Genomic DNA, 24,418 nt, shown 5'->3' with positions numbered 1-24,418 from the left:
AGAGTCTACCGACCGCCCGAAACCCTCCGTGAGCGCGCAACGGCAGCCCCCCCCGCCGAACCGAATCCCGCCCCAGAGCCTGCAACGCCTTCTGCGGCGCGGGCTGGGGCTCACCCTGGTGCTGAGCCTGCTGCTGACGCCCTGGACAACTTCGGCGGCACTGGCCCTGAACGACGCCCAGCAACTGGTGGTGGAAGCGTGGCGGCTGGTGAACCAGAGCTACGTGGACCCCGGTCGCTTCGTGCCGATTCACTGGCGACGGCTGCGCCAGAAGGCCCTGGAACAGCCGATCAGCAGCTCGGCGGACGCCTACGCGGCGATCGAAACGATGCTGACCCCCCTCGACGACCCCTACACCCGGCTGCTGCGACCCGCCGAATTCAGCACCCTGCAATCCGCCACGCAACAGGGCACCGTGACCGGCGTGGGCCTGCAGCTTGGCCTGCGTGCCGCCGACGAGCAGATCGTCGTGATCGCCCCGCTGGACGGCTCTCCGGCCGCCGATGCCCACATCGCCAGCGGTACGGAAGTGCTGGCCGTGGATGGCATCGACACCGCTGAACTGGGACTCGATCTGACCGCAACCCGGCTGCGGGGCCCCTCCGGCAGCACCGTTCTGGTGCAGCTGCGGGACCCGCAGGGTCAGGAGCGGGAGGTGGAACTGGAGCGGCGCCAGGTGGACCTGCGGCCCGTGCGCAGCAAACGGCTGCGCCAGGGCAACCTCACCCTCGGCTACCTGCGCATCACCCAGTTCAGTGAACCGGTGCCGGAACTGGTGCAGCAGGCGATCGCCGACCTGACAGGCAAGGACATCGAAGGCCTGATCCTCGATCTGCGCAACAACTCCGGCGGCCTTGTGAGCGCCGGGCTCGCCGTGGCCGACGACCTGCTCAATGGGTCGGTGATCGTGGAGACCGAAGACCGCGGCGGCATCGGGGACCGGCAGCAGGCCCATCTCGGCGTGCTCTACGACGGGCCCATGCTCACCCTGGTGAACGGCGGTACGGCCAGTGCCAGCGAGATCCTGGCCGGCGCCCTGCAGGACCAGGAGCGCAGCCGGCTGGTGGGCAGCCGCACCTTCGGCAAGGGCCTGATCCAGACCCTGATTCCCCTGGGAGACGGCAGTGGTCTGGCGGTGACGGTGGCCCGCTACCTCACACCGGATGGTCGCGACATCCAGAACCAGGGCATTCGGCCTGATCTGGAGCTAGGGGCGCCGGAACCGCTCGATCCGGGGGGTGAGGACGACACCTGGCTGGAAGAGGCCCAGCGGCTGCTGACCCACCAGATCCAGCAGGCACAAGCGCCGACCCAGACCCAGTGATCGGCCAGCGCACCTATCACGATCCCCTGCATGGGGCCATCCAGCTCGATCGGCAGGATCCGGCCGAAGCCCTGGCGATCGACCTGATCGACACCGCACCGTTCCAGCGGCTGCGCCGGATCCGCCAGCTTGGGCCGGCGTTCCTCACCTTTCACGGCGCCGAATCCAGCCGCTTCACCCACTCCCTCGGAGTGCTGCATCTGGCCCGCCTGGCCCTGCAGCGGCTGATCCGCCACGATCCCTCCCTGGAGGAGCACAAGCCCGTGCTCTTTGCCGCGGCCCTGCTCCACGACCTGGGGCACGCCCCCTTGAGCCACACCGGCGAGGACATGTTCGGGCTGCGCCACGAGCGCTGGTCTGCACGGCTGGTGCGGAATCACCCGGATCTGCGGAAGCGCCTCGATGCGGAGGGCGCCGACACCGCGGATGCGGTGGCGGATCTGCTGGAGCACGGCCGCTATCCCCGCCAGGCGATCCGGGCCCTGGTGAGCAGCCAGCTCGACTGCGATCGCCTCGACTACCTGGTGCGGGACAGCTACAGCGCCGGCATCCGCTACGGCCAGCTCGATCTCGAGCGCATCCTGGCGGCCCTGACGCTCGCGCCCGACGGCAACCTCGCCCTTCATCCCAAGGGGCTGATGGCTGTGGAGCACTACCTGGTGGTGCGCCAGCTGATGTATCGCAGCGTCTACAACCACCGTCTCAACGTGGTGTGCAACTGGCTGCTCAGCCAGGTGATCGCCGTGGCGCGGCGGCTGGGTCCAGGGCAGGTGTTCAGCGACATGGTGATGGGCCGCTGGCTGTGGCACAGCGACGCGCTGGACCTGGAGACCTACCTGGCCAACGACGACCTGCGCAGCGGCTATCACCTGCTGCGATGGCGGGAAGAGGGGCCCGAGGAACTGAGGGAGCCCTGTGCCCGCCTGCTGGATCGGCGCCTGCTCAAGGCCACCGACGTGAGCGATCTGGCCAGCACCCAGCGGCTGGAGCTGCTGGCCGAGGTGCAGGGGATGGCCCGGCGGCAGCAGCTGGTCGCGGAGCGCTGCTGCGGTCTGCAGCAGAGCCAGAACCGGGGCTATCACCCCTACAAAGGGGGGCTGCGGCTCTGGGATGGCGAACGGCTTGAGGCGCTTGAAACCCGATCGCCCCTGGTGCGAAGCCTGATCCAACCGGTGGAGCAGGCCTGGCTGATCCATCCTGCGGAGGTGCGCGAGCCCCTGCAGCAGCGCCTGGCGGAACTGCACACCTAGCCTTCGCGGCAATCGAATCCGGAACGGATGGCAGCGGTGTTCCTGGCGGAGGCTCCGGGCCAGCCCCACCGGCTGGTGCTGAACACCACGCCCGATGGGGCCGACGGAGTCGAAGAGGTGCGCTATGCCCTCGGGGCCTCACCCCCACCGGGCTGGGTGGAACTGGAAGCCCTCGATCTCAACCTCAACCTGCCGCAGCTGCGGGCCATCCAGGAGCTGCTGGACACGGCCGGACATGGCCTGCTGCGGGTCATCAGCCGCAGCGACGACACCCTGGTGGCCGCGGCCGCCCTCGGCGTCGAGAGCGGTTGGCCACCGCCACTGCGGAACGCTGAGCCCGGAGCCGGTCCAGGCGAGAGCCCTGCCTCAGCCGCGGCTTCCACAACCGGCCCGGAGCTCGAATTCCTGATCCATCGGGGCACCCTGCGCTCCGGGGATCATCTGCAGGCCCCCGGCTCGGTGCTGCTGCTGGGGGACGTGAACCCCGGAGCCCGGATCAGTGCCGCCGGCGACGTGCTGGTCTGGGGCCGGCTGCGGGGCGTGGCCCATGCCGGCTGCCAGGGCGATGACCGGGCCCGGATCGTGGCCCTGCAGCTGCGCCCCCTGCAATTGCGCATCGCCGCGGCCGTGGCCCGTGGCCCAGCGGAGCCGCCACCGCCTGGCCTGGCGGAGGAAGCCCGGTTGATGGACGGAACGATCCGGATCGATCCCGCCGGCCCCCAGCTGCTGCGGCCCCGGGGGAGACTGAGCGCAGCCGAGCGGTTCAGCGGTTGATCAGCCCGAAGCCGCCCAGCACCCCGGCCACCGCCATGAACCACAGGGGGGAGATCCGGGTGCGCAGCATCAGCACACACACCACCACAGACACCACAACCCCGGGGGGGTTGTTATCGGCGGTGTGGAGGATCTTCAGGCCCACCGCGAACAGGATGCCGAGGGTGATCGGCCCCAGACCCCGCTCAAAGGACACCCGCCAGGGGGAGTCGCGGAAGCGCTGCCAACCCAGGCAGGCCAGCACCATCAGCAGGGTGGAGGGCAGCAGGATGGCGCATTCGGCTCCGTAGGCCGAAAGCAACGCCCAGAAGGGACCCTCACGCTGAGCCGCCCCCAGGCCAAGCAGGCCCACGATCATGGAGCTGGGTCCAGGAGCCGCCTCGGCCAGGGCGTAGAGATCGGCGAACTGGGCATTGGTGAGCCAGCAGAACTGCTCGACGCTGAGATGGTGGTATTCAGCCAGCAGCGTGTTGCCGCCCCCCAGGGAAAACAGCGACAACGACAGAAACTCACCGATCACGCGCAGCAGGCTGCCCAGATCCGAAAGGGACGCCGGAGTGCAGGCCTGAGCCGCGCCCAGAAGCCGGGTCGATGGGGACAGCCAGATCTGAGGCGGCATCAGGAAGGGCCCGATGGGGTTGCGCCTGGGCGGGGCCAGTACCAGGCCATCGCCAGCGGACCCAGCACCAGCACCACCGGCACGAGGCGCAGATGCCCCAGGGTCAGGGCCAGGAAGGTGACGGCCGCCAGCAGCAGGGCCATGCGGTCGCCCAGATAGGTGTGCAGGATCTTGAACCCCATCGACAGGGCCATGCCGGCGGCGGCGGCCACCACGCCGGCAAGCACCCGATCCACCGCCGGCAGCCCATGCAGCTGGAAATAGGCCAGCCCCACCAGCATCAGCAGGCTGAAGGGCACCAGCAGCATGCCGGCCAGGGCCACCAGAGCGCCGGGCAGGCCGCGAAACCTGGTGCCGATGTAGATGGCCATGTTGATCTGATTCGGCCCCGGAAACAGACGGGCCACCGTGAGCCCGGTGATGAAGGCCTCGTTGCTCATCCAGCGGCGCTGTTCCACCACGATCCGCTGGCTCCAGGCCGACAGGCCACCGCCGAAGGAGGAGAGGGCGACCTGGAGCATGCCGCTGAACAGGGCCCGAAGCCCGGGAGGCGGGGCCAGGGAGAGATCCTCGTCAGCGGGATCCTGAGCAGGGAGGGGCACACCCTCAGGGGGGACACCCATCAGTCGTGCACGAAGTGGGGGTCGGGCGGCAGCTCACCCGCCTCATGCAGGCTCGGATCCAGCGGGTCTGGAGCGTCGTATTTACAGGCCTGCTCCCAGTCGGCCTCAAAGGTGGCCTTGAGGCGCTTCACCACCGCGGGGGCATCGCTCTCGATGCCGAGTTCACGCCGCAGATCAAAGGCGCTGCGGTCGATATTCATCGAGCCGGTCTGGGCAAAGGCCCCATCCACCAGGATCAGCTTGGCGTGCAGCTTGAGGTGCCTCTGCCGGCGCACCTTCACCCCGAAGCGCCGCATCACCCGCAAGGAGGAGAAGGTGTCGTAGATATCCCAGTCGCTGATGCCGTGCTTGCCGCCGCACAGCACCCGCACCTTCACACCCCGCTCCCGCGCCGACAGGATGCGCTCCAGGATCACCGCATCCACGAACTTGGGATGCTGGATCCAGAGGGTGCGACGGGCCGCGTCAACGATGCGGGCCATCTGACCTCGGCTGTGCATGCTGCTCCACACCAGGCCCACGGAGAGATCGGGCTGGAAGAAGGTGCGGTTCCAGTCGGCCTCGAAACCAGCGATCACCTGCTCGATCACTGGGGCCGCGTAGGTGACCACGCCATAGTCGCGGGTCTGGGTGAAATATTTATCCGACAGGTTGAAGGTGGCGATCAGGGCACAGTCGCGATCCACCACCAGCGACTTCTCATGGGTCACCGGAAAGGCCTCACTGGTCCAGGCCACGGCAATCCCCCAGCTCTGAAGGCGGGCATAGGTCTCATCGTTCCAGCGGTCGCCGCCGGAGGTGTGGGGGTTGAGCATCACCCGCACCTGGACGCCCCGCTGGTGCGCCCGCAACAGGGCCTGCTCCACCGCCTCGGACTGGAGCTTGAACTGCTTGAGACGCAGCTCCGAACGGGCCTGGTCGATCAGCGCCACCACCGCATCGGCCCCGTCGTCCGGCATCACGATCAGGTGCTGATGGCTGCGGATCGTCACCGGCGGCGATGCGGCTATCGATTCGGCCACGCGTCTATCCCGGGCAAGGGGAACGGAAGGAACCCCGTTCTATCGGGGTCCGGCTCCGCCGGCCCGCATCAGCCAGCACCACCAGCGCCTGGCGGTGGCCTTAAACTGATCCAACGCCAGCCAGTGCCGTGACCGCCGCCCCGACGCGCATCATCCTGATCTGCTCTGGAAAAGGCGGAGTGGGCAAGACGACCCTCACCGCCAACCTGGGCATCGCCCTGGCCCGCCAGGGCTCCCGCACCGCTGTGCTCGACGCCGATTTCGGCCTGCGCAACCTCGATCTCCTGCTGGGGCTTGAGAACCGGATCGTCTACACAGCCCAGGAGGTGCTCGCCGAGACCTGCCGCCTGGAGCAGGCGCTGGTGAAGCACAAGCAGGAACCCAACCTGGCTCTTTTGCCGGCGGGCAACCCGCGGATGCTGGAGTGGCTCACCCCGGAGGACATGCAGCGGATCGTCGCCCTGCTGGCCGAGCGCTTCGACATCGTGCTGATCGACTGCCCCGCCGGCATCGAAGATGGCTTCCGCAATGCCGCCGCCGCGGCCCGCGAGGCGATTGTGGTGACCACCCCGGAGGTGTCCGCTGTGCGGGATGCCGACCGGGTGATCGGGCTGCTCAACACCCAGGGGATTGAGCCGATCCAGCTGGTGCTCAACCGGGTGCGGCCCAAGATGATGCTCAACCAGGAGATGCTGGCGGTGAGCGATGTCACCGACATCCTGGCCCTGCCGCTGCTGGGGCTGGTTCTGGAGGACGAGCAGGTGATCGTCTCCACCAACCGGGGCGAGCCGCTCACCCTGAACGGCAACGGCTCACCGGCCGCCAAGGCTTACCACAACATCGCCCGGCGGCTGCGGGGCGAGACCGTCCCCCTGATCGATCCGGCCAAGGAGGGACAAGGCCTGCGGGCCAAGCTCGGCCGACTCATGCAGACCCGGATTTTCTGAACCGATGACCCTGCGCGATTTCATCAACCGACTGCTGGGTCGTCAGCCCGCCAGCGCCACCATGGCCAAGCAGCGGCTGCAGCTGGTGCTCGCCCACGACCGCAGCGACCTCAACCCGGAGCTGCTCGAGAAGATGCGGAGCGAAATTCTTGAAGTGGTGTCCCGCTACGTGGAGATCGACGTGGAAGGGGGGGATGTCAGCCTTGAAACGGAGGACCGCGTCACAGCCCTGGTGGCCAACCTGCCGATCAAGCGGGCCCGTTCCATCCCCCTGGCCGCCGTTGCTGAGCCGGCGGAAGGCTGACCCGGCGCATTGCTGAGCCGCCACAACGCTGAACCTGTCCGCGCTGGGGAATCCTGCAGACAGCTCGACCAGGCTCGATGGATCTCTGCACCAACACCGCTCCATTCCCCCTGTTTCCGCTCACTCCAGCGGAACAGCGGGTGCTGCAACAGCTGCGCAGTGGCTGCAGCAACAAGGGCATCGCCGCTGTACTGGTGGTGAGTCCGCGCACTGTCGAGAGCCACATCTCGAACCTGCTGGCCAAGACCGGTTGCCGCAACCGCACCCAACTGCTCCTGTGGGCGCTGGGGGAGCGATAAAGTCTGCCCGGGCCAGATGGCCCGGCCCTTGCCGGCTTAGCTCAGCGGTAGAGCAGCGCTTTTGTAAAGCGAAGGCCATCGGTTCAAATCCGTTAGCCGGCTTCCTCACTCCCAGAACAGGTCCGGTGCAGGAGTCACTGTTCAAGCACCGACTGTGGCGGCCCGAGGAACGATCTGACCCAATCGCTCGGGTCAGGGCCCTCAACTGGCAGGCGACGACCGCTCGCCATCCACCTGGTTCTGCTGCTCGAGATAAAGCAGGCAGTCAGCACTGCTGGGAAAGATCCGGAACACCTGGATGGTGCCGGTGGTCTCCAGAATCACCCGCAACTGGCTGTTGAGGCTGCAGAGGAACAGCTCCCGCCCCTGCCGGCGCAGCCTCTTGAGTGCGGTGATCAGGCAGGAGAAGCCGCTGCTGTCCATGAAGGTGATGGCGCCGCAGTCGATCAGCACAGAGCGGGGATCGCCCACTGTGAGGCTGTGAATACGATCGCGTAGATCGGCGCCGGTATCGGCGTTGATGAAGCCCTTCGGCCGAAGGATGTGCAGTTCAGCCATGGGTCTTCGGCGCCCGGTGCGGACAGTCAAGGACCAGGGGCCGCCAGCACCTGGGGAGCGGCATGCCAGAAGAACAGCCAGTGGCGCCCACCATCGTCGCAGCCGGCCTCAGCTCACACCCCTGGGCCCAATGAAAAGCCAGGATGATCACAGACCTTTCTGGACCCACTGTCCTGGTACCCACCGGTTCGATGGCCAACGACCAAGAGCTGCCTCCTCCGGTGCTGCCTGAGCATGAGGGCGCGATTCTGCCGGTTCCCCCCACCCTGCCCACCACGGCGAGTCTGGAGGCGGCCCTGGAAGCGATGCGTTCCAGCCTTCGAGAGGTCAGCGACCCCTCAACAGAAGAGGAACAACTCACCGGCAACTGCGTACTGGTGCTGGAAGGGGAGCAACTGGTCGGGATCCTCACCGAACGGGATGCGGTGCGGTGGGCGTTGAGCGACCTGCCCCCCCACCAGATTCTGTTGGGGGCGGTGATGACCCATCCGGTGATCAGCAGGCAGCGGCATGAATGCCTCGACATCCTGGCGACCATGAGCCTGCTGCGCCGGCACCGGATCCGCCACCTGCCGATCGTCGACGAGCGGAACCAACCGGCAGGCATCGTCACCATCAGTAGCCTGAATCGTGTTCTGAAGGAAACCTTTTTCCTGCGTTTTCGACAGGCTGTTGAGGTGATGAGCACCGCCGTTGTGACGGTGCGTGCCCAAGACACGCTGCGCCATGCCATTCAGACGATGGCGCTGCGGGGCATCAGCTGCGTTGTAGTGACGGAACCGATCACTGGTCGACGTGGCCCCAGCCGTGAACGTCCGATCGGCATTCTCACCGAACGCGACATCCTCCAGATGCGCCGGCTTGACCTCGCCCTCGGCACGACTCGGGTGGAGGAGGTGATGAGCACGCCTCTGTCCTGTATTCACCCCGCCGACGACCTGGCCGCCGTGCGGGATCGGATGCAGAAACTTCGCATCAGGCGAATGGTGGTGGCCAATGATGCCGGCGAACTGGTGGGACTGATCACCGAGAGCAATCTGATGCAGAGCATCGATCCCGTGGATCTCTATGGCGTCTACGAGATTCTGCAGCGGCAGGTGAACATCCTCCGTGAGGGGCAGTTCCAGCTGCTGAGTCGACAACGCTTCGACCTCTCCCGTGCGCTGGCCAACAGAGAGTTCAAGCTGGTGTATCAGCCGCTGCTGAATCTGAGCCAGGGAAGATCCAATCAGCCGAGGCCCTGATCCGCTGGACATCACCCCAGCACGGCACAGTTCCCCCCTGCGATTTCATCCCCCTGGCGGAGCATTCGGGCTTCATCGTGGAGCTGGGTGACTGGATTCTCGAAACCGCCTGTCAACAGATCCACCAGTGGCTGATGGAAGGCGGACAGCCGATCCAGATCGCCGTGAACGTGACGGCCCACCAACTTCTGGAACCTCAGTTCGTAGCCAAGCTGCTGGGCATCGTGGAGCGTGCTGGCATCCCCCCGGCCCTGTTGAAGCTGGAACTCACCGAAAGCGTGCTGGTGGAGAACACCATGGCAACGGCCCACTGCTTCCAGGAACTCCAGAAGCAAGGCATCCAGATCGCGATCGACGACTTCGGCACCGGCTACGCTTCACTCTCCTATTTACAGCACTTCAGCTTCGATACGTTGAAGGTGGATCAGAGTTTCGTGCGCGGTATTCAAAGCAACCCGAAGGCCCAGGTGATTGTGCATTCCGTGCTCGACATGGCAGAAAAGATGGGGTTTAAAACCGTTGCCGAGGGCGTGGAATATCCTGAGGAGCTGCAGTGGCTGCGTGATGCCGGTTGTCAGGTGATTCAGGGCTATCTGATCGGCAAACCCTTGCCACCCGAACAGTGGGAGCCCGAGTGGCTGTCTGGTGCTGTCCTGCCTCTGATCGGCGCCGCGACCGCATCAGATGGTCGTGGGGATCGTCAAGTACCCGCGCCAGGCCGATGACCTTAAGCTCCGTTGGCAGGGAGGGGTGCGAGAAGGCTTGCACAGAGAGATTTTGAAGCTGGGCTGGCCAATATCCTCGAAGCCGAATGTTTTGCGTTCTGCGCCACCCCTGCGGCTTCTGCGGGAATTCCTGCCGATCGCAGCCCTGCTGAGCGGGCTTGTCAGCCTGGCGATCTGGCCATTAGTGCGTTCGATCGAACAAGGAGAGGTTGCCACCTTGACAGCAGAAGCCAGGGGGGCGTTGCAGGAATCCAGGAGCGATATCGAGTGGCGTTTCTTCGAAACACTGGCCGACATTCGCGTGATCAGCCAGCTGCCCCGGGTACGGGAGGCCGTGAACAGCCCTACGCCAGAACATCTCCGTCCCTTGAACGGGATCTTCCGAACCTTCATGGAGTCCTATGGGCGCTACAGCTCCTTCACCCTGGTCAACCGGCAGGGCAGATCGTTGGTGCATGAGGGGCCAGCAGACCTAACGCCAGGTCTTGAAGAGTCCACGACGTGCGCCAACCTGACTCAGGGCCACGAGGCCTTGCTGGCCAAGGCCTGGGCCTTGGATCCGGGCCAGTTTGTCGTCAGCCCCGTGCACTGGTACCAGGGGACTCCTGAAAAAGATTCTCGGCCCATCGGCGCCGGATTCGTCCGTTTGCTTCGCGTTAATCAGGCTGGCAAGCGCGGTGACATCAAGTCGGCCAGATCTCAAAAGCATGGCTTGCAGATGCCCTCAGGCGCTCTGATCGCTGACCAGGCCATAAAAAAGCTGTAAGCATTCAGGGGTCGGGACAGCACGCGGCGAACATCGTCTCTGCTGAACCCTTGACGGCGTCCTGATTCCCGTTTGCATCTCAGGCAGAGACTGCTTGAGATGGGCGCCCCTCCTGCTGGCATTTCCGAGGTGGACTGGTTGTCGTGGCCAGCTGGTGCCAGGGAGTTCATCCTGGCTCAACAGGAGGAGATGGTGCAGCTCCGCGTCCAGCTCACCGCCCTGGCGACCGAACTGGCCCATCTGCGCGAGCGGATCGGCCGCAGCTCCCGCAATTCTTCCAAGCCTCCCTCCAGTGATGGCCAGGGGTTTAAGCCGCCCGAACGACGCAAGGGCAGTGGCCGCAAGCGCGGCGGCCAGCCGGGCCATCCCGGATCTGGGCCGGAGCTGCTGCCGATCGAGCGGGTGGATGAGGTGGTCGAGCACCACCCCCAGGCCTGCCGCCGCTGCGGCACGTTGCTACAGGGTCAGGATCCCGAGCCCTTGAGGCACCAGGTGATCGAGATTCCACCGATCACGCCTCTGGTGATCGAGCACCGGCTGCACCGCCTGGTCTGCCCCTGCTGTTCCACCAGCACCTGTGCCTCGTTACCGGCGGAGGTGGAAGTAAGCCATTACGGTCCCCGGCTCAGTGCTCTGGTGGGTCTGCTGGGTAGTGCCTTCCCGTTGAGTTTCAGCAAGACCCAGGCGCTGCTGGATCAGCTGCTGGGGGTACAGATCAGCCGGGGAGCGATGGCCACTATCCGCCAGCGCTTGAGTGCAGCACTGGAGCAGCCCATGCAGGAGGCCCTTGCGTTTGCCCGTCAGCAGTCGGTGGTCTACGTCGATGAAACCGGTGCCCCCACCGGTAATGCTGACGGTGGCAACCCCGATGGCCGGCGCGGCTGGGAGTGGGTCATGGTGACCGCCATGGGGGTGACAGTGTTCTTGCAGAGCCTGAGCCGCTCGGCTGCCGCCGCGATCGACCTGCTCGGGAATGCCTTTGGCGGAATTGTGGTGAGCGATCGCTTCTCCGCCTACAACCATCTCCCGCTGGAGCAGCGCCAGCTGTGCTGGGCGCACGTGATCCGCGATCTCACCGCCATCGCTGACCGTCAGGGCGCCAGCGGTGAGATTGGAGCGGAGCTGCTGGGCCTGCAGCAGCAGCTGTTTGCCCAGTGGCACCGCTACAAAGACGGAACGATCGACTGGTCCACGTTGCAGCAGGGCTGTCGGCCGATCCGCCAGGCGTTTGTGGGCACGCTGCATCGGGTTGTGGAGCTGGGCTGCCAGCGCGGCGAGCGAACGCCGTGGGCCAAGACGGTGCGTACCTGCCATCAGTTGCTGCAAGTGAGCGATGGCCTCTGGACCTTCCTGGAGATTGAAGGGATCGAGCCCACCAACAACGCAGCCGAGCGTGCCCTGCGCCATTCGGTGATTCAGCGCAAGATCAGCCATGGCGTCCAATCCCGCCAGGGTGCAATCTGCCGCAGCAGGTTGCTCACGGTCACCACCAGCCTGCGGCAACAGGGCCGTGATATCTGGCAGTTCCTGGAGCAGGCCTTGATCGCCCATCATCGCGGCGGTGAGATGCCATCGCTGTTGCCGAATCCCTGAGCCGGCCGTCATCGATCGTGGTGTCTGTGGTCGCTTGGTGATCAGCGATCAAGGGCGGTGAATGCTGCGCGGCTGCGTCACGGCCCCTGAACGGATACAAAAAGCTGTAGATCCACCCAAAAAGAAGGACAAAAAAGAGGCGCAGCAGCCTCAAGACCTTTTCCGCGCACATCACGACAAAGGCCATCGAGATGGAGGATTCGGCACCAGCTGGTAGACGAGCCATGATCAGATCCAGGGAATACTTGCGCTTTCCAGAGCCAAAGACGCCTTCCACTTCATTGCGTCGAGCTTGATCAGATCGGAGCTGGTGCTTGTGTGCAGTGGTGACATCAGGATCCTTGGGCGGGCGACCCAATCGCTTGCCGGAGAGGCGAATACCGTTCCTCGTGCAGAAATGCCTATTCTTGGCCGTGATATAAATCCGGTCGGCGCAGATTCGCTCTGGGTAAGATCCTGTATCCAGCTTGTATTTTTCCGCCTGAGCGATAAGGTCTTCTCCTTCGTTGTAGGGGTTCCAGCTTATGCGGTGCAAGAACGGAAAGCCGTTTTGAACCGAAACACTGATTTTGGCTCCAAACTCCACCGCAGCACGTGCTTTGCCTCGCACCATTGGGCGGATATGGGTCTGCACAAGATTCACCAGGCGGTCTGGAATGCTGTTGGTCTGAGAGGCGAGCAGAAGGCCCTGTTGCCGCTCCAACTCGCTGCAGGCCAACAACTTCTGCCACCAATGCCTCTTAAGCTCGGAAAGCCTTGCCCCGCAGCCGATCAGAGCATCAATGGCCTTGAGATTCTGCCGCACATAGCCAAGCTGATGTTTAATGGCAGCCTTCACTTTGCGGCGACGTGGTCGTTTTTGCTTCGCCACTCTCAGGAAATGAGCACGAGCAAGGCCACGGTCGTAGCGAGGTCGATGTCTCCTGAATCCCGATGACTGACTGCACAGATCATCAATGACTCGCTCGGTCGTTGTGCGAGCCTCGTTGAGGAGCTTGAGGTCTCTGGGATAGGTGATGTCGGCTGGAGTGCAACTGGCATCAATCGTGAGAGTGCCCCAATTCTTTCCTTCTGGCCAGTCAGCAGGCTTGATCAACGCATCAAGTTCTAGCTGAGCGCCTCCTCCACTGGAATCACGATCATCATGGTCGTCATCGTCTGCTGCCTGAGCAAGTGCTTCCAGAAGGATCTCTTTGCCGCGCTGCACCACCAGCTCGTTGATACGGCGCAGATCCTCGTCAGAAAAACGCTTGCGAAAGTGCACCATCATCGAGGCATCAAACGGTGCCTTAGCTGTGTAGCCCGCAAAGCCGAGAAAGAACTGAATATAGGCGTTCTCTCTGATCTGATGGACTGTCTCTTCGTCGGTGAGCCCTAACTTCTGTTTGATGTAGAGAGCACCAAAGGCCATTCTCACTGATTTGGCTGGAGCGCCAATTGTGGCGCTGAATTGAGGGGCATAGGTTTCTTCCAGCTCATCCCATGGGATCAGCCCCTCCAGTTGAACCCAGCGATTCTCGGGATCAAGTGTGCCGCCAAATGGCAGGTGGAACTCCTTGATTGAGATCTGACCGTTATTGTGCCTCCGGTACATATTGAGCGATCAGGAGTAAAGGCAATCACGGATTGCCTGATTCACGGCTACTTTAGCGGTTTCTCATGCTTGAGACCAGCTGCGGCGCAATGGATCTGGATTTTTCAGGAGACCCTACCAGGGCCAGGCGACCAAGCCAGCCTGCCAACCACTGATGGAGCTGGCCGTGCCAATGGGTAGCTCACCTGGGAAGGTTGAGTTTGTCCTGTTGGTTCACATTCTGCTCAACCCTTTGCTGCAGGAGCAGCAACGGATCCTGCAGCTGCACAACATCTCGGTGTTGTCGGCCATTCTGGATCCCCAGGGCCGCCCCATCAACAGCAACACCACAGCATCCGGTCACATCGGAGGCTCCGAGGCCTGGACTGCAAGACCGGATCCTGAAGCTTGGCTCGCGATCCGGCGCATCTTGTTCGAACAGAACATTTTCCCAGCCTCCCTGCGGACGGACAGGCAAGGCTTGTTCATCTTTTCCCAGGTGAACCCACTCAATACCAGGCGAGTCCCTGGCCAGCAACTGGAGGATGGCACGACCCGGCCGAGCCGGCAGATTCTGGCCATGGAGGCCAAAGACTGGCCCTGGGTCTTGCTCATCCAGATCCCGAACAAGACCCTCCAGACCCACGAGTACCTGGGGACAAGCAAGGGATGGACGCTGCTCGTGGCTCTGTACCTGAGCGCAGCGCTTGTGGCCCTGAGCCTGGCCTATGCCCGTTTGCTGAGGAGACTCAGTCAGGAGGATCTACTCCGTCACAGCGCCGAGCTCGAACTGCTTGCCCGCACAGACAGCCTCACCGGCCTGCCCAACCGCCGCAGCCTCGAAGAGCTGGTCAATTACGAACTGGCGCGGTGGCAGCGCCATCAAATCCCTCTGGCCGTGTTGATGCTCGATCTGGATCACTTCAAGACTGTCAATGACCAGAACGGGCACGCGGTGGGTGATGCCGTGCTGGTGGCCTTCAGCCGCACCTGTCAGGCTGAACTGCGGAACACCGACACCCTCGCCCGCTGGGGTGGCGAGGAATTCCTGGCCCTTCTCCCCAACACCGACCATTGCCAGGCCGAAACCCTGGCGGAACGACTCCGCCAGGCCGTTGCAGCCCTGTCGATCCCCGTGCTGGAGACTGCCGACCCAGCGGAAGCCCCATCGCGATCCGCCGCGACGTTGCGCATCACCACCTCGATTGGGATCGCATCGTGCCATGACGATTCCGGCAACTTCGACACCCTGTTGCGGGAAGCGGATGAAGCCCTCTATGCCGCCAAGGAAGCCGGTCGCAACTGCATCCGCTACGTACAGACTGGCCTGCAGACAGCCTCGGAGTGGTGTCCCAAGTGAAGGACCAGCCACATCTGTTCGGGGCTGGCAGCTCAGGAATAGAAGTTGGGAAACGGCAGAAGGCGCGAGCTGATTCCTGATGGCTGGTCAGCGTTCGCCTGCAAACAGCCAGACAGCGGCTGCCAGCACCAACCAACCCAGGGGGGCCAGGTTGAACAGCTCGGTGCCAATTCCCATCAGCGGGGTCAGAAACCAGTGCACCACGGCCATGGTCAGCACCACCACCAAGGCCAGAATCGCCATCGTGTCAGGGGTGCCGCAGCTCTGAGGGCAGTAGAGCACCTTGCCGCAGAACCTTCCAGCCTCCTGGTTCGCTCCAGGCCACCACGGTGCTGGCCTGCCCCGATGCCGCCGGCCAAGGCAGGGGAGCCAGCAGGGGCAAATCCGGAAACTGATCAGCCGCCTCGTCTGCTGTGGTGGCCGCCGGTTCCCCTGAGCGATTGGCGCTGGTGGTGGCCAGCGGGCCGCTCAAGCGCAGCAGGGAGCGGGTGGCCGCACAGTCGGGCACCCGCAGCCCGAGGCTGTGGCCGCCGGGATGGAGCGCCTCCACCAGGGCGCCGCGGCAGGGCAGCACCAGGGTGAGGGCCCCCGGCCAGCCCTGCTTGGCCAGGGCGAGCCACTCCTCCTGCCAGACCAGAGGCAGGCTGCGGCGGAACTGATCCAGATCCGCCGCCATCAGGATCAGCGGCTTGTCCGGGGGCCGGTGCTTGAGACGCCAGATCTGGCCGGCGTGCTCAGGTCGTGCCGCCAGGGCAGGCAGGGTATCGGTAGGGAGGAGGGCCGCGCCCCCCTGCTGCAATCGCGCCGCCAGGGCAGGGGCATCGAACAGGGGCATGGCGGGATGGCGGACGGAAACCGCGACGGCCAAGGGTCTAGCGGGCAGCTGGCGGCTGTGGGGCACGCCGGGCCAGCGCGAAACGGAGATTCCCCTCCAGATCCGCCGCTGCCTCCACATCCTGCAGAGCGGCTGCGACGAGCAGGGCCAGCACGGCGGCACTCTGATCATGGTGATGCTCCAGCAGCAGCAGGCCACCGGGTGCCAGGGCCTCAGCAGCGTTGGCGGCAATGCAGCGCAGGGCCGCCAGACCATCAACACCGCCATCAAGAGCCAGGCGGGGCTCGTGATCGCGCACCACCGGATCGAGCGTGTCGACAACCGCGCTCGGGATGTAGGGGGGATTGGCCACCACCAGATCGAGGCGACCCCACCAGGGCCGCAGCGGCTCCCACCAGTGGCCCTGCAGGGGGGTGATCTGCTCTTGGACGCCACCAAGCTGCCAGTTGCTGCGAGCGATCGCCAGGGCCTCAGCGCTCAGGTCCACCGCCAGACCAAGGCTGGCGGGCCAGGCACGCGCCAGGGCCAGGGCCAGGCAGCCCGAGCCGGTGCCGAGATCAGCCCAGAGCAAGGAGGAGTCAGTTGGCGGGCTCAGCGCCAGGGCCAGCTCCACCAGCAACTCGGTCTCCTGGCGGGGGATCAGCACCCCTGGCGCGACCTGGAGCTGCAGATCGCGCCAGGGGCAAAGGCCCACCAGGTATTGCAGGGGCACGGCCGTGGCGAGGTGCTGGTTCCAGAGCCCGGCGAGATCCTCAAGCGAAAGGCGCAGGGTCAGCTGCCGGTCTGGGTGAAGCCGCAGGGCCTGCAGTTCAGACCAGGCCACCCCTCCGGCCAGATCGAGCAACCAGTCGAGGTCGGCCGCATGGCCTCCCTGCCCCAGGCAGCGGCGGCGCCACTCCAGCAAGGCCGTGGCACTGACGCGCAAGGGGTTGGACGGAGCCACGCAACGGCAAGCGGCGACGCGGCCGGCCTCGACTGATTCCAGGATGCTGCGCCCCTCAGCTGGGTCGCCAGCAGAGGCCCGGTTCAGCCTGCAGCACCCCCGCCAGTTCGAGCTGCAGCAGGGCGGTGACCAGCTGATCAGCCGGGCGGTCGAGGCGCTGGCAAAGCTGCTCCAGCGAGGCACCGGCCCCCACCGCCTCCAGCAGGGCCTTGGCCGGTTCCGAGCAGATGACTGCCGAAGCCCCGCTGCCGATCGCTGTGGGGAGCCCGGCGCCTTTGCGGGCTAGGGGGCCGGGCCCCAGCTGGCGAATCAGATCGCCGGGCTCCAGCAGCGGCGTCGCGCCGCGGGCCAGCAACCGGTTACTGCCGGCGGCAGACGCCTTGCCCGTATCGGCCGGCACCACCCAGAGCGGCAGTCCCTCCCGCCAGGCCCGTTCGGCCGAATGCAGGGCACCACTGCGCTCGGGGCACTCCACCACCACCACAGCGGCGGCCAGGGCAACCTGCAGGCGGTTGCGTTCGGCGAAATGGCCCGGACGCACCGCCGCACCGGGAAGCTGTTCGGTGACCAGCAGGCCCCGCTCGCCCACCTGATGCTGGAGCCGGTCGTGATGGCGCGGATAGACCCGGTCCAGCGGTGTTCCCAGCACCGCCACCGGCGCTCCTGAGCCGCGCAGGCAACCGTCATGCACCGCTCCATCGATGCCTTCAGCCAGGCCGCTCACCACTGGCCAGCCCGCTCCCGCCAGGGCCTCCCCCAGCTGCCGCGCCATGCTGAGGCCATGCAGGGACGGCCGCCGGGTGCCCACCACCGCCACCGCCTGTCGACGCCGCAGCGGCGCCCAGAGACTGCCCCTCCCGCGCCAGTGCAGGGCCAGGGGCGGACGCTCCAGCCAACGCACGGCCGGCGGCAGGGATGGATCGCCAGGCAGCAGCAGGCGGCGATCCTCGCGGCGGTGCAAAGCCGGATGCAGAAGGGGATCGTCTCCCCAGGAGAGCCGAAAGGCCACCACCTGCTCGGCGAGCCGAGCACCCCAGCCGGGTAGAGCCTCCAACTGGCGGCGGGGCGCCCGCCAGGCCTCCTCCAGGGACCCGCAGCCCTGCTCAAGAGCCTGCAATCGCTGCCAGCCCAGGCCTGGGCAGCGGCACCAGAGCCGCCACCAGAGCCGCCGCCGCGCCGGCCAACCCATCAGTCGCTCGCCCGAGGCGAACGACTGGGGCGAGGCCTGCTCTGCGGGAGAAAGAGGCTCTGAGGAAGGCTGCTCAGAAGGCAGAGGCCGAGGACGTACAACGGCCGGGACCTCCGCTTGAGTCACCTCCGCCACCCCTGACGCTCGGGGCGGCTTGCCAGGGCCACCAAACACAACGGTCACCAACTTCCCCAACGAACCGCTCGCCGCTGAGAACAAACGTACTACCGACCGACCTGGTTCGGGCCCATCTCCAGGCGCTCGATCGCCTTGTGCAGGTCATCCGGGAGGCGACGCAGCAGCCGGCGACGTTCCGGGCCTGCCGAGAGATCGACCAGCACAAGCTCGACCCGCGCCTCGGCGGCAAGTCCTCCCGCCGGACCCAGAAAACGGCTGTGCCAGGGAAGTCTCACGCCACTGCGGGGCAACACCTCACTCCAGAGCTCCACCGTGTCGCCATGCAACAGGGCCTGGCGGTAGTCGATCGTCAACGAGACCACCGGCAGCTCCAGCCCCCGCGCCGCCAGATCCCGGTACGCCAGGCCTGCCGCCGCCAGCGCCTCCACCCTCGCCTCCTCAAGCCAGGCCAGATAGGCGCCATGCCACATCACGCCAGCGTGATCGGTGTGCTGGGGCAGAACCCGACGGCGCAGACACCATCCGCGATGGGGGGCGGTGCCGGTCTCGATCCCGGAGGCGGGGATTTGTCTCTGCATCACGGTCTGCACCAGGGGGCCCTGTCTGCCCATCCATCGGCCATAGGCTGCCGCAGAGCTGGACCTGTCCTGTGTTCCGCAATCTTCTGATCGCCGATTCCGGCAAGGGTCATGTGGAGGAGATGGTGCGCATGCTGCGCGACATCCCCCCCTGCCGACAAGCCCGGATCAACCTGCTGCATGTGGTGCCCGAGCAGGCCGGCGAAGACTTCCAGGAGCACTGGCAGAAAGCTGCGGGGATCGTGGCCGAAGCGGTGCAGCGGCTTGGACTCAACCCCGGCGATGTGAACACGATCATCCGCCAGGGGGACACCAAGCAGACCGTGCTGAAGGTGGCCGATGAGCTCAATGCCGATCTGATCGTGATGGGCTCCCGCGGCCTGGGACGTCTGCAGTCGATCCTGAGCAACAGCGCCAGCCAGTACGTCTTCCAGCTCTCCACCCGCCCGATGCTGCTGGTGCGGGACGACCTCTATGTGCGCCACGTCAACCGCGTTCTGGTGACCGTGGACGGAACCGGCGTCGGCGATGACGCCCTGCGCATGGCCTGTGAACTGGTGCGCGACATCCCCGGTGGCAGCCTGATCGGCGTCCACGTGACTCGGCACGACATCACGCCATCCCGGGGCGGCAAGAGCCCGGTGGACGAGGTGCTGGAAAAGGCCGTGCTGCGTGCCCGGGGCTTTGGCGTCGAGATGCAGACCCTGCACCGCACCGGTGACATCGGCCGCACCGTCTGCGCGGCCGCCGAGGAAGCCAAGGCAGATCTGCTGGTGATCGCCTCCCAGGACCGCAGACCCCTGGTGGCGCAAGCCCTTGTCGACCTCGACAGACTGCTGGGCAGTTCGGTGAGCGATTACATCCGCGTGCACGCACCAGCCCCGGTGCTGCTGGTTCGCGAACCGGAAGGGCGCCGCTGAGACCAGAGCCCGTCGGATTGATCAGCCGTGGCCTCTGCTGCTGAGCGCTCGCCTCTTCGTGAGCAGTTATGCAGTGAGCGGGGCCACAGCAGGAGTCCGGAAAGACAGCCGGCAAACCAGGAGCGGTGCTTCCTCAGACCCGAGCAGATAGAGACCAGACAAGGGAACCAGCGCCAATCGGGGGCCAGAACAAGCATGGCCACCCAGGGCGTGCAACCTCGGCCACCGCCAGAGCTATGCCAGTGGCAAAACGGGCATCAAGGCTCCAAGCAAGCCAGAGGCCTGGCTGGTAGAGAGCCAGCCAGGCCTGCTGACGCCTGAAGACAGCTTGAACTAAGGCTCAGATCACCCCAAAGACCGATCAGCCGCCCTGACGACTGCTGGTCTGGATGTAAAGAATGATCAAAAACACCGCGGGCACCAGAACAAACAGCAGGCTGGCGACGAAACCGAGATCGTTGGTTTCCATGGCAGTGTTGGAGATCCTGGGAGGGTATCACCGCCATTCGGCACTCTTTTCGGCCCCTTCATCGCTCGTTGTGATGCAGCCCTCTCAGCCCTCAAGCGGATCGCTGGGAAGGTCAGCCAAGTTGCCGTCAGCCTCGGCGCCTTCCGTTGCGATCTCCTCAGGGGATTCGATCGGCTCGGGTGGAGCGGGCCAGGCGGTGGGCCCCTCGGGCAGTGGTTGCTGGCTGACCTTCGCCAGCACAGCGTCGCGATCGGGAAGACCCACCTGGGGGCGGGTCAGCACCAGCACCGAGCGGTTCACGAGGGTCTGACAGGCGAGTCGCCAGCCCTGGGGCCGGCGGCGCAACTTCTGCTCTTCCACCGCCGTGAGCGGGCTCAGGGCCGACGGCTTCTCCCGACCCTCCACGATCTCCACAAAGCAGGTGATGCACTGGCCGCATCCGCCGCAGTTGCCCAGCTTGCCCTTGAGGCCATAGAGCTCCAGCCCCTGGCGCAAGGCCACCTCGCGCAGGTTCTCACCCGGGTAACACTCCACATCCTGACCTTCACGCACGAATCGGATCACGGGCATGGGGCTTCTATCCAGCTCAGCCCCCATTCTGAAACCGGCAGTTGCGCTCCGTAACTCAGGCTCCCGCCCGGCCGGGAACAACCCTTACGATCACCAGAACTGATCGTCTCAATGGCTTTTCAGCCAATGGGTCAATCGTTGCTGGCCAACCCCATCGACGGATGGGCGACGGCCAGCTCCCTGTTTCCCCGGACCTAACCCCCATGGGATTGCCCTGGTATCGGGTGCACACGGTCGTGATCAACGACCCGGGCCGTTTGCTCGCCGTGCACCTCATGCACACCGCTCTGGTTGCCGGCTGGGCCGGCTCCATGGCGCTTTATGAGCTCGCCATTTTCGATCCCTCTGACCCGGTGCTCAACCCCATGTGGCGCCAGGGCATGTTCGTGATGCCCTTCATGGCGCGTCTGGGCGTGACCGGCAGCTGGGGTGGCTGGAGCATCACCGGTGAAACCGGTGTGGATCCAGGCTTCTGGAGCTTCGAGGGTGTGGCTGCGGCACACATCATTTTCAGTGGACTGCTCTTCCTCGCCGCCATCTGGCACTGGACCTTCTGGGATCTCGAGATCTGGCAGGACCCACGCACCGGTGAACCGGCCCTGGATCTGCCCAAGATCTTCGGGATCCACCTGCTGCTGGCCGGCCTCGGCTGCTTCGGCTTCGGTGCCTTCCACCTGACCGGCGTCTTCGGTCCAGGCATGTGGATCTCAGACCCCTATGGCGTCACTGGCCACCTGGAGGCTGTTCAACCCGCCTGGGGCCCAGAGGGCTTCAACCCCTTCAACCCGGGTGGCATCGTTGCTCACCACATCGCCGCCGGCATTGTGGGGATCATCGCCGGCATCTTCCACATCACCACCCGACCCCCGGAACGCCTCTACAAGGCTCTGCGGATGGGCAACATTGAAACGGTGCTGGCCAGTGCCATTGCCGCCGTGTTCTTTGCAGCCTTCGTGGTGGCAGGGACCATGTGGTACGGCTCCGCTGCCACCCCTGTCGAACTGTTCGGCCCCACGCGTTATCAGTGGGATCAGAGCTACTTCAAGACCGAGATCAACCGTCGGGTTCAGACCGCACTCGACAACGGCGCCAGCAAGGCCGAAGCCTATGCCGCGATTCCTGAGAAACTCGCCTTCTACGACTACGTCGGCAACAGCCCTGCCAAGGGTGGTCTGTTCCGCGTCGGTCCCATGGTGAATGGCGATGGCCTGCCCACCAGCTGGCTGGGCCATATCTCCTTCACCGACAAGGAGGGCCGTGATCTCGAAGTGCGCCGCCTGCCCAACTTCTTCGAGAACTTCCCTGTGGTTCTCCAGGACAAGGACGGCATCGTCCGCGCTGACATCCCCTTCCGCCGGGCTGAAGCCAAGTACTCCTTCGAACAGACCGGAGTCACCGCCACGGTCTATGGAGGCGCACTCAACGGCCAGACCTACACCGATCCTGCAGACGTCAAGCGGTTGGCCCGCAAGGCCCAACTGGGTGAAGCCTTCGAATTCGACCTCGAGCGCTACCACTCCGATGGCACCTTCCACAGCTCCCCGCGTGGCTGGTTCACCTTCGGCCATGCCACCTTTGCACTGCTCTTCTTCTTCGGTCACATCTGGCACGGTGCCCGCACCCTCTACCGCGATGTGTTCGCCGGCATCGACCCCGATCTCGGCGAGCAGGTGGAATTCGGTCTCTTCCAGAAACTGGGAGACCGCTCCACCCGTCGTCTGCCGGAGGGCTATGCACCTCCTGCCGGCTCCCCGCTCAGCTGACCGCCAGTTCCTTCGAGGTAACCCATGGAGAGCTTCGCTTACATCCTGATCCTCACGCTGGCCATCGCCACCCTGTTCTTCGCCATCGCCTTCCGCGATCCCCCGAAGATCGGTAAGTGAGAGTCCACTTGCGGCTCCAGGGTCGCTTTCCAACCCCCGCCACGGCGGGGGTTTTTTCTTGGCAGCACCTGGCAAAGCCATGCGATCTGGAGCAATGTTCCGTGACTGTTGCAACACCGGGCAGCATCTGTCGCCCCGCTGGCTATTGCCGAATCAGAGGATCGCTGTCTAAGCTAAAGAAATACGCGTCGCACCTTCAGGGATGCAATGTCCCTCCTGCCAACACACGGACAGTCGGGTGCTCGAATCCCGTGCGGCCGATGTCGGGCGGAGCGTCAGACGCCGCCGCGAATGCCTGGAGTGCAGCTTTCGCTTTACCACCTATGAGCGGGTCGAAACCGTACCGATCACCGTGGTGAAGCGCAGCGGCGGTCGTGAGATCTTCAGCCGCCACAAGGTGTTGCATGGACTGATCCGCGCCTGCGAGAAGACCGGTATCGAACCGGCCTGCCTCGAGAGTGTGGTGGAGGAGATCGAAGTGCACCTGCAGCAGCGGGGTGGACGCGAGGTTCCCAGTGCCGAGATCGGGGAACTGGCCCTGCAACGCCTGGGGGATCTGAGCGAGGTCGCCTATGTGCGCTTCGCCTCCGTGTACCGCCAGTTCCAGGGCATCAGCGATTTTGTGGCGGCCCTCGATGGGCTCAGCCGACGGGATACGAGCAGCACCGAAGCGCGGCAGCCGGTCTCCCTGGCGGCCGTGAACTGACCCTGAAAGGCAGAACGGGGCGACCTGCCTGTAGGTTGGGAGATTGCGTTGGTTTCGCTGGCGGGCGGACGCAACGCTCCCTTCCCATCTGCCGCCGGCAGACCGCCGTTTCAACATGACCGTAACCCCTTCCGAAGCCAGCGCTCTGGAGAGCACGGCCGAGATCGCTGCAGACGTGGATCAGGCCTTCGCCGCCGACACCGAACTCGATCTGGGCATTCCGGAAGAGGTGCCCAGTGCCGATGACCCCAGCAGCCGTGCCGTGAGCCGCGACCTGGATGGCGTGGGCTTCACCCTGGATGAATTCGCAGCACTGCTCAGCAAATACGACTACAACTTCAAGCCCGGTGACGTGGTGAACGGCACCGTGTTCGCCATGGAGCCCAAGGGCGCCATGATCGACATCGGCGCCAAGACCGCTGCCTTCATGCCCCTGCAGGAGGTGTCGATCAACCGGGTCGAGGCGCTCAGCGATGTGCTCGAACCCGGGGAGGTGCGCGAATTCTTCATCCTCAGCGAGGAGAACGAAGACGGCCAGCTCACCCTCTCGATCCGTCGCATCGAGTACCAGCGTGCCTGGGAGCGGGTGCGGCAGCTGCAGAAGGAAGACGCCACGATTCACTCCGAGGTCTTCGCCACCAACCGCGGTGGTGCCCTGGTACGGGTCGAAGGTCTGCGCGGCTTCATCCCCGGCAGCCACATCAGCACCCGCAAGGCCAAAGAAGAGCTGGTGGCCGACTTCCTCCCCCTCAAGTTCCTGGAGGTGGACGAGGAGCGCAACCGCCTGGTGCTCAGCCATCGCCGCGCCCTGGTGGAGCGCAAGATGAATCGCCTCGAGGTTGGCGAAGTGGTGATCGGCACCGTGCGTGGCATCAAGCCCTACGGCGCTTTCATCGACATCGGTGGCGTCAGCGGCCTGCTGCACATCTCCGAGATCAGCCACGAGCACATTGAGACGCCTCACACGGTGCTGAATGTGAACGACCAGATGAAGGTGATGATCATCGACCTCGACGCCGAGCGTGGGCGGATCTCCCTCTCCACCAAAGCCCTCGAGCCCGAACCCGGCGACATGCTCACCGACCCCCAGAAGGTGTTCGACAAGGCCGAGGAAATGGCGGCCCGCTACAAGCAGATGCTGCTCGAGCAGGCTGAAGACAACGAGCCCATGGGCGTCACCCTCGACTGAGCCACCCCGTTTCCGTT

At 65.0% G+C, this 24,418-nt stretch carries 28 protein-coding genes and 1 tRNA gene; 17 read left to right on the top strand and 12 right to left on the bottom strand.

Going from position 1 to position 24,418, the window contains the following annotated elements; translation table 11 throughout:
* Positions 1–28 precede the first annotated feature (28 nt).
* From ctpZ to H8F26_RS09010, 3 genes are read left to right on the top strand one after another with little or no spacing between them, the layout of a single operon-like run.
* Positions 29–1,324, top strand: a complete 1,296-nt coding sequence (gene ctpZ, locus H8F26_RS09020; protein ID WP_370594684.1) for a carboxyl-terminal processing protease CtpZ — start codon at positions 29–31, stop codon at positions 1,322–1,324.
* Positions 1,324–2,574 (top strand): HD domain-containing protein, encoded by a 1,251-nt coding sequence (locus H8F26_RS09015; RefSeq protein ID WP_197159088.1) that lies wholly within the window; start codon positions 1,324–1,326, stop codon positions 2,572–2,574. Before ctpZ ends, H8F26_RS09015 begins: the two co-directional genes overlap by 1 nt.
* A gap of 27 nt (positions 2,575–2,601) precedes the next feature.
* A complete protein-coding gene (locus H8F26_RS09010; protein ID WP_197158827.1) occupies positions 2,602–3,348 on the top strand; it encodes a septum site-determining protein MinC in 747 nt (248 codons plus the stop codon).
* Here the strand turns inward: H8F26_RS09010 and H8F26_RS09005 are convergent.
* The 3 genes from H8F26_RS09005 to H8F26_RS08995 are packed head-to-tail and all read right to left on the bottom strand — an operon-like array spanning position 3,338 to position 5,612.
* Entirely contained in the window at positions 3,338–3,967 is a 630-nt protein-coding gene (locus H8F26_RS09005; RefSeq protein ID WP_197158826.1) for a chromate transporter, read from the bottom strand. The genes H8F26_RS09010 and H8F26_RS09005 overlap by 11 nt on opposite strands.
* A complete protein-coding gene (locus tag H8F26_RS09000) occupies positions 3,967–4,569 on the bottom strand; it encodes a chromate transporter (RefSeq protein WP_231598194.1) in 603 nt (200 codons plus the stop codon). Before H8F26_RS09000 ends, H8F26_RS09005 begins: the two co-directional genes overlap by 1 nt.
* A gap of 20 nt (positions 4,570–4,589) precedes the next feature.
* On the bottom strand, positions 4,590–5,612 hold the full coding sequence (locus H8F26_RS08995) for a phosphatidylserine/phosphatidylglycerophosphate/cardiolipin synthase family protein (protein WP_231605569.1): 1,023 nt from the start codon (positions 5,610–5,612) through the stop codon (positions 4,590–4,592).
* Between the two features lie 128 nt (positions 5,613–5,740).
* Here H8F26_RS08995 and minD point away from each other — a divergent pair, with 128 nt between their 5' ends.
* The 4 genes from minD to H8F26_RS08975 all read left to right on the top strand — a co-directional run bounded on the left by minD (position 5,741) and on the right by H8F26_RS08975 (position 7,264).
* Positions 5,741–6,559, top strand: a complete 819-nt coding sequence (gene minD / locus H8F26_RS08990) for a septum site-determining protein MinD (protein ID WP_197158825.1) — start codon at positions 5,741–5,743, stop codon at positions 6,557–6,559.
* A 4-nt stretch (positions 6,560–6,563) separates the two neighbouring features.
* Positions 6,564–6,863, top strand: coding sequence for a cell division topological specificity factor MinE (gene minE / locus H8F26_RS08985; protein ID WP_197158824.1), 300 nt, complete (start codon positions 6,564–6,566; stop codon positions 6,861–6,863).
* Positions 6,864–6,940: 77 nt separating this feature from the next.
* A complete protein-coding gene (locus H8F26_RS08980) occupies positions 6,941–7,162 on the top strand; it encodes a response regulator transcription factor (RefSeq protein ID WP_197158823.1) in 222 nt (73 codons plus the stop codon).
* A gap of 30 nt (positions 7,163–7,192) precedes the next feature.
* A tRNA-Thr gene (locus H8F26_RS08975) sits at positions 7,193–7,264 on the top strand.
* 99 nt (positions 7,265–7,363) lie between these two features.
* Here H8F26_RS08975 and H8F26_RS08970 read toward each other — a convergent pair.
* Positions 7,364–7,720, bottom strand: coding sequence for an STAS domain-containing protein (locus tag H8F26_RS08970; RefSeq protein WP_197158822.1), 357 nt, complete (start codon positions 7,718–7,720; stop codon positions 7,364–7,366).
* 191 nt (positions 7,721–7,911) lie between these two features.
* Between H8F26_RS08970 and H8F26_RS08965 the strand changes: the two genes are divergently transcribed.
* The 4 genes from H8F26_RS08965 (at position 7,912) to H8F26_RS08950 (ending at position 12,048) form a co-directional block, all read left to right on the top strand.
* Positions 7,912–8,964, top strand: a complete 1,053-nt coding sequence (locus H8F26_RS08965; protein WP_197158821.1) for a CBS domain-containing protein — start codon at positions 7,912–7,914, stop codon at positions 8,962–8,964.
* Positions 8,943–9,689, top strand: coding sequence for a bifunctional diguanylate cyclase/phosphodiesterase (locus H8F26_RS08960; RefSeq protein WP_197159085.1), 747 nt, complete (start codon positions 8,943–8,945; stop codon positions 9,687–9,689). Before H8F26_RS08965 ends, H8F26_RS08960 begins: the two co-directional genes overlap by 22 nt.
* Positions 9,655–10,455 carry a hypothetical protein gene (locus H8F26_RS08955; RefSeq protein WP_197158820.1) on the top strand — a complete coding sequence of 267 codons (801 nt, stop codon included), beginning with the start codon at positions 9,655–9,657 and terminating at the stop codon, positions 10,453–10,455. Before H8F26_RS08960 ends, H8F26_RS08955 begins: the two co-directional genes overlap by 35 nt.
* A gap of 99 nt (positions 10,456–10,554) precedes the next feature.
* Positions 10,555–12,048 (top strand): IS66 family transposase, encoded by a 1,494-nt coding sequence (locus H8F26_RS08950; RefSeq protein ID WP_197158819.1) that lies wholly within the window; start codon positions 10,555–10,557, stop codon positions 12,046–12,048.
* Here H8F26_RS08950 and H8F26_RS08945 read toward each other — a convergent pair.
* Positions 11,939–13,642, bottom strand: a complete 1,704-nt coding sequence (locus tag H8F26_RS08945) for an IS5 family transposase (protein ID WP_197158818.1) — start codon at positions 13,640–13,642, stop codon at positions 11,939–11,941. The genes H8F26_RS08950 and H8F26_RS08945 overlap by 110 nt on opposite strands.
* A gap of 208 nt (positions 13,643–13,850) precedes the next feature.
* Here H8F26_RS08945 and H8F26_RS08940 point away from each other — a divergent pair, with 208 nt between their 5' ends.
* Positions 13,851–14,981 carry a GGDEF domain-containing protein gene (locus H8F26_RS08940; RefSeq protein WP_197158817.1) on the top strand — a complete coding sequence of 377 codons (1,131 nt, stop codon included), beginning with the start codon at positions 13,851–13,853 and terminating at the stop codon, positions 14,979–14,981.
* 87 nt (positions 14,982–15,068) lie between these two features.
* Here the strand turns inward: H8F26_RS08940 and H8F26_RS08935 are convergent, their stop codons facing one another.
* From H8F26_RS08935 to H8F26_RS08915, 5 genes are all read right to left on the bottom strand, one after another.
* Positions 15,069–15,224, bottom strand: coding sequence for a hypothetical protein (locus tag H8F26_RS08935; protein ID WP_197158816.1), 156 nt, complete (start codon positions 15,222–15,224; stop codon positions 15,069–15,071).
* A 4-nt stretch (positions 15,225–15,228) separates the two neighbouring features.
* Positions 15,229–15,816: an L-threonylcarbamoyladenylate synthase gene (locus H8F26_RS08930; protein WP_197159084.1), complete on the bottom strand. Its 588-nt coding sequence runs from the start codon at positions 15,814–15,816 to the stop codon at positions 15,229–15,231.
* A gap of 37 nt (positions 15,817–15,853) precedes the next feature.
* Positions 15,854–16,759, bottom strand: a complete 906-nt coding sequence (prmC, locus tag H8F26_RS08925) for a peptide chain release factor N(5)-glutamine methyltransferase (protein WP_197158815.1) — start codon at positions 16,757–16,759, stop codon at positions 15,854–15,856.
* Between the two features lie 55 nt (positions 16,760–16,814).
* Positions 16,815–17,948: a DNA-processing protein DprA gene (locus H8F26_RS08920; RefSeq protein ID WP_197158814.1), complete on the bottom strand. Its 1,134-nt coding sequence runs from the start codon at positions 17,946–17,948 to the stop codon at positions 16,815–16,817.
* A 224-nt stretch (positions 17,949–18,172) separates the two neighbouring features.
* Positions 18,173–18,664 carry an acyl-CoA thioesterase gene (locus H8F26_RS08915; protein ID WP_197158813.1) on the bottom strand — a complete coding sequence of 164 codons (492 nt, stop codon included), beginning with the start codon at positions 18,662–18,664 and terminating at the stop codon, positions 18,173–18,175.
* Positions 18,665–18,735: 71 nt separating this feature from the next.
* Between H8F26_RS08915 and H8F26_RS08910 the strand changes: the two genes are divergently transcribed.
* Complete coding sequence (locus H8F26_RS08910) at positions 18,736–19,584, top strand: universal stress protein (RefSeq protein ID WP_197158812.1); 849 nt, start codon at positions 18,736–18,738, stop codon at positions 19,582–19,584.
* Between the two features lie 361 nt (positions 19,585–19,945).
* On the opposite strand, the gene psbM is transcribed toward H8F26_RS08910, so the two are convergent.
* Complete coding sequence (gene psbM, locus H8F26_RS08905) at positions 19,946–20,053, bottom strand: photosystem II reaction center protein PsbM (RefSeq protein WP_197158811.1); 108 nt, start codon at positions 20,051–20,053, stop codon at positions 19,946–19,948.
* 84 nt (positions 20,054–20,137) lie between these two features.
* The gene (locus H8F26_RS08900) at positions 20,138–20,623 is read right to left on the bottom strand and encodes a 2Fe-2S iron-sulfur cluster-binding protein (RefSeq protein ID WP_197158810.1); all 486 of its coding nucleotides are present in this window, start codon (positions 20,621–20,623) and stop codon (positions 20,138–20,140) included.
* Positions 20,624–20,826: 203 nt separating this feature from the next.
* On the opposite strand from H8F26_RS08900, the gene psbB reads away from it, so the two are divergent.
* From psbB to H8F26_RS08880, 4 genes are all read left to right on the top strand, one after another.
* Positions 20,827–22,386, top strand: coding sequence for a photosystem II chlorophyll-binding protein CP47 (gene psbB, locus H8F26_RS08895; protein WP_197158809.1), 1,560 nt, complete (start codon positions 20,827–20,829; stop codon positions 22,384–22,386).
* Between the two features lie 24 nt (positions 22,387–22,410).
* Positions 22,411–22,506 carry a photosystem II reaction center protein T gene (locus H8F26_RS08890; RefSeq protein ID WP_006042122.1) on the top strand — a complete coding sequence of 32 codons (96 nt, stop codon included), beginning with the start codon at positions 22,411–22,413 and terminating at the stop codon, positions 22,504–22,506.
* 202 nt (positions 22,507–22,708) lie between these two features.
* Positions 22,709–23,212 (top strand): transcriptional regulator NrdR, encoded by a 504-nt coding sequence (nrdR, locus tag H8F26_RS08885; protein WP_197158808.1) that lies wholly within the window; start codon positions 22,709–22,711, stop codon positions 23,210–23,212.
* A 115-nt stretch (positions 23,213–23,327) separates the two neighbouring features.
* Complete coding sequence (locus tag H8F26_RS08880) at positions 23,328–24,401, top strand: 30S ribosomal protein S1 (protein WP_197158807.1); 1,074 nt, start codon at positions 23,328–23,330, stop codon at positions 24,399–24,401.
* The last annotated feature ends 17 nt before the right edge of the window (positions 24,402–24,418 follow it).

Origin of the sequence: Synechococcus sp. CBW1006 (assembly GCF_015840525.1) — a bacterium.
In the GTDB taxonomy this organism is placed as follows: Bacteria; Cyanobacteriota; Cyanobacteriia; order PCC-6307; family Cyanobiaceae; genus CBW1002.
The sequence above is the reverse complement of the archived record's forward strand: the minus strand, read 5'-3'. Positions and strand labels throughout refer to the sequence as shown.

What these genes read in the sequence shown, in the direction of transcription:
- H8F26_RS09010 (WP_197158827.1), top strand. Translation starts at nt 2,602, where the DNA reads ATGGCAGCGGTGTTCCTGGCGGAGGCTCCGGGCCAGCCCCACCGGCTG.
- H8F26_RS09005 (WP_197158826.1), bottom strand. Translation starts at nt 3,967, where the DNA reads ATGCCGCCTCAGATCTGGCTGTCCCCATCGACCCGGCTTCTGGGCGCG.
- minE (WP_197158824.1), top strand. Translation starts at nt 6,564, where the DNA reads ATGACCCTGCGCGATTTCATCAACCGACTGCTGGGTCGTCAGCCCGCC.
- H8F26_RS08980 (WP_197158823.1), top strand. Translation starts at nt 6,941, where the DNA reads ATGGATCTCTGCACCAACACCGCTCCATTCCCCCTGTTTCCGCTCACT.
- H8F26_RS08970 (WP_197158822.1), bottom strand. Translation starts at nt 7,720, where the DNA reads ATGGCTGAACTGCACATCCTTCGGCCGAAGGGCTTCATCAACGCCGAT.
- H8F26_RS08965 (WP_197158821.1), top strand. Translation starts at nt 7,912, where the DNA reads ATGGCCAACGACCAAGAGCTGCCTCCTCCGGTGCTGCCTGAGCATGAG.
- H8F26_RS08950 (WP_197158819.1), top strand. Translation starts at nt 10,555, where the DNA reads ATGGGCGCCCCTCCTGCTGGCATTTCCGAGGTGGACTGGTTGTCGTGG.
- H8F26_RS08945 (WP_197158818.1), bottom strand. Translation starts at nt 13,642, where the DNA reads ATGTACCGGAGGCACAATAACGGTCAGATCTCAATCAAGGAGTTCCAC.
- H8F26_RS08935 (WP_197158816.1), bottom strand. Translation starts at nt 15,224, where the DNA reads ATGGCGATTCTGGCCTTGGTGGTGGTGCTGACCATGGCCGTGGTGCAC.
- H8F26_RS08930 (WP_197159084.1), bottom strand. Translation starts at nt 15,816, where the DNA reads ATGCCCCTGTTCGATGCCCCTGCCCTGGCGGCGCGATTGCAGCAGGGG.
- H8F26_RS08920 (WP_197158814.1), bottom strand. Translation starts at nt 17,948, where the DNA reads ATGGGTTGGCCGGCGCGGCGGCGGCTCTGGTGGCGGCTCTGGTGCCGC.
- H8F26_RS08915 (WP_197158813.1), bottom strand. Translation starts at nt 18,664, where the DNA reads ATGCAGAGACAAATCCCCGCCTCCGGGATCGAGACCGGCACCGCCCCC.
- psbM (WP_197158811.1), bottom strand. Translation starts at nt 20,053, where the DNA reads ATGGAAACCAACGATCTCGGTTTCGTCGCCAGCCTGCTGTTTGTTCTG.
- H8F26_RS08900 (WP_197158810.1), bottom strand. Translation starts at nt 20,623, where the DNA reads ATGCCCGTGATCCGATTCGTGCGTGAAGGTCAGGATGTGGAGTGTTAC.
- psbB (WP_197158809.1), top strand. Translation starts at nt 20,827, where the DNA reads ATGGGATTGCCCTGGTATCGGGTGCACACGGTCGTGATCAACGACCCG.
- H8F26_RS08890 (WP_006042122.1), top strand. Translation starts at nt 22,411, where the DNA reads ATGGAGAGCTTCGCTTACATCCTGATCCTCACGCTGGCCATCGCCACC.
- nrdR (WP_197158808.1), top strand. Translation starts at nt 22,709, where the DNA reads ATGCAATGTCCCTCCTGCCAACACACGGACAGTCGGGTGCTCGAATCC.
- H8F26_RS08880 (WP_197158807.1), top strand. Translation starts at nt 23,328, where the DNA reads ATGACCGTAACCCCTTCCGAAGCCAGCGCTCTGGAGAGCACGGCCGAG.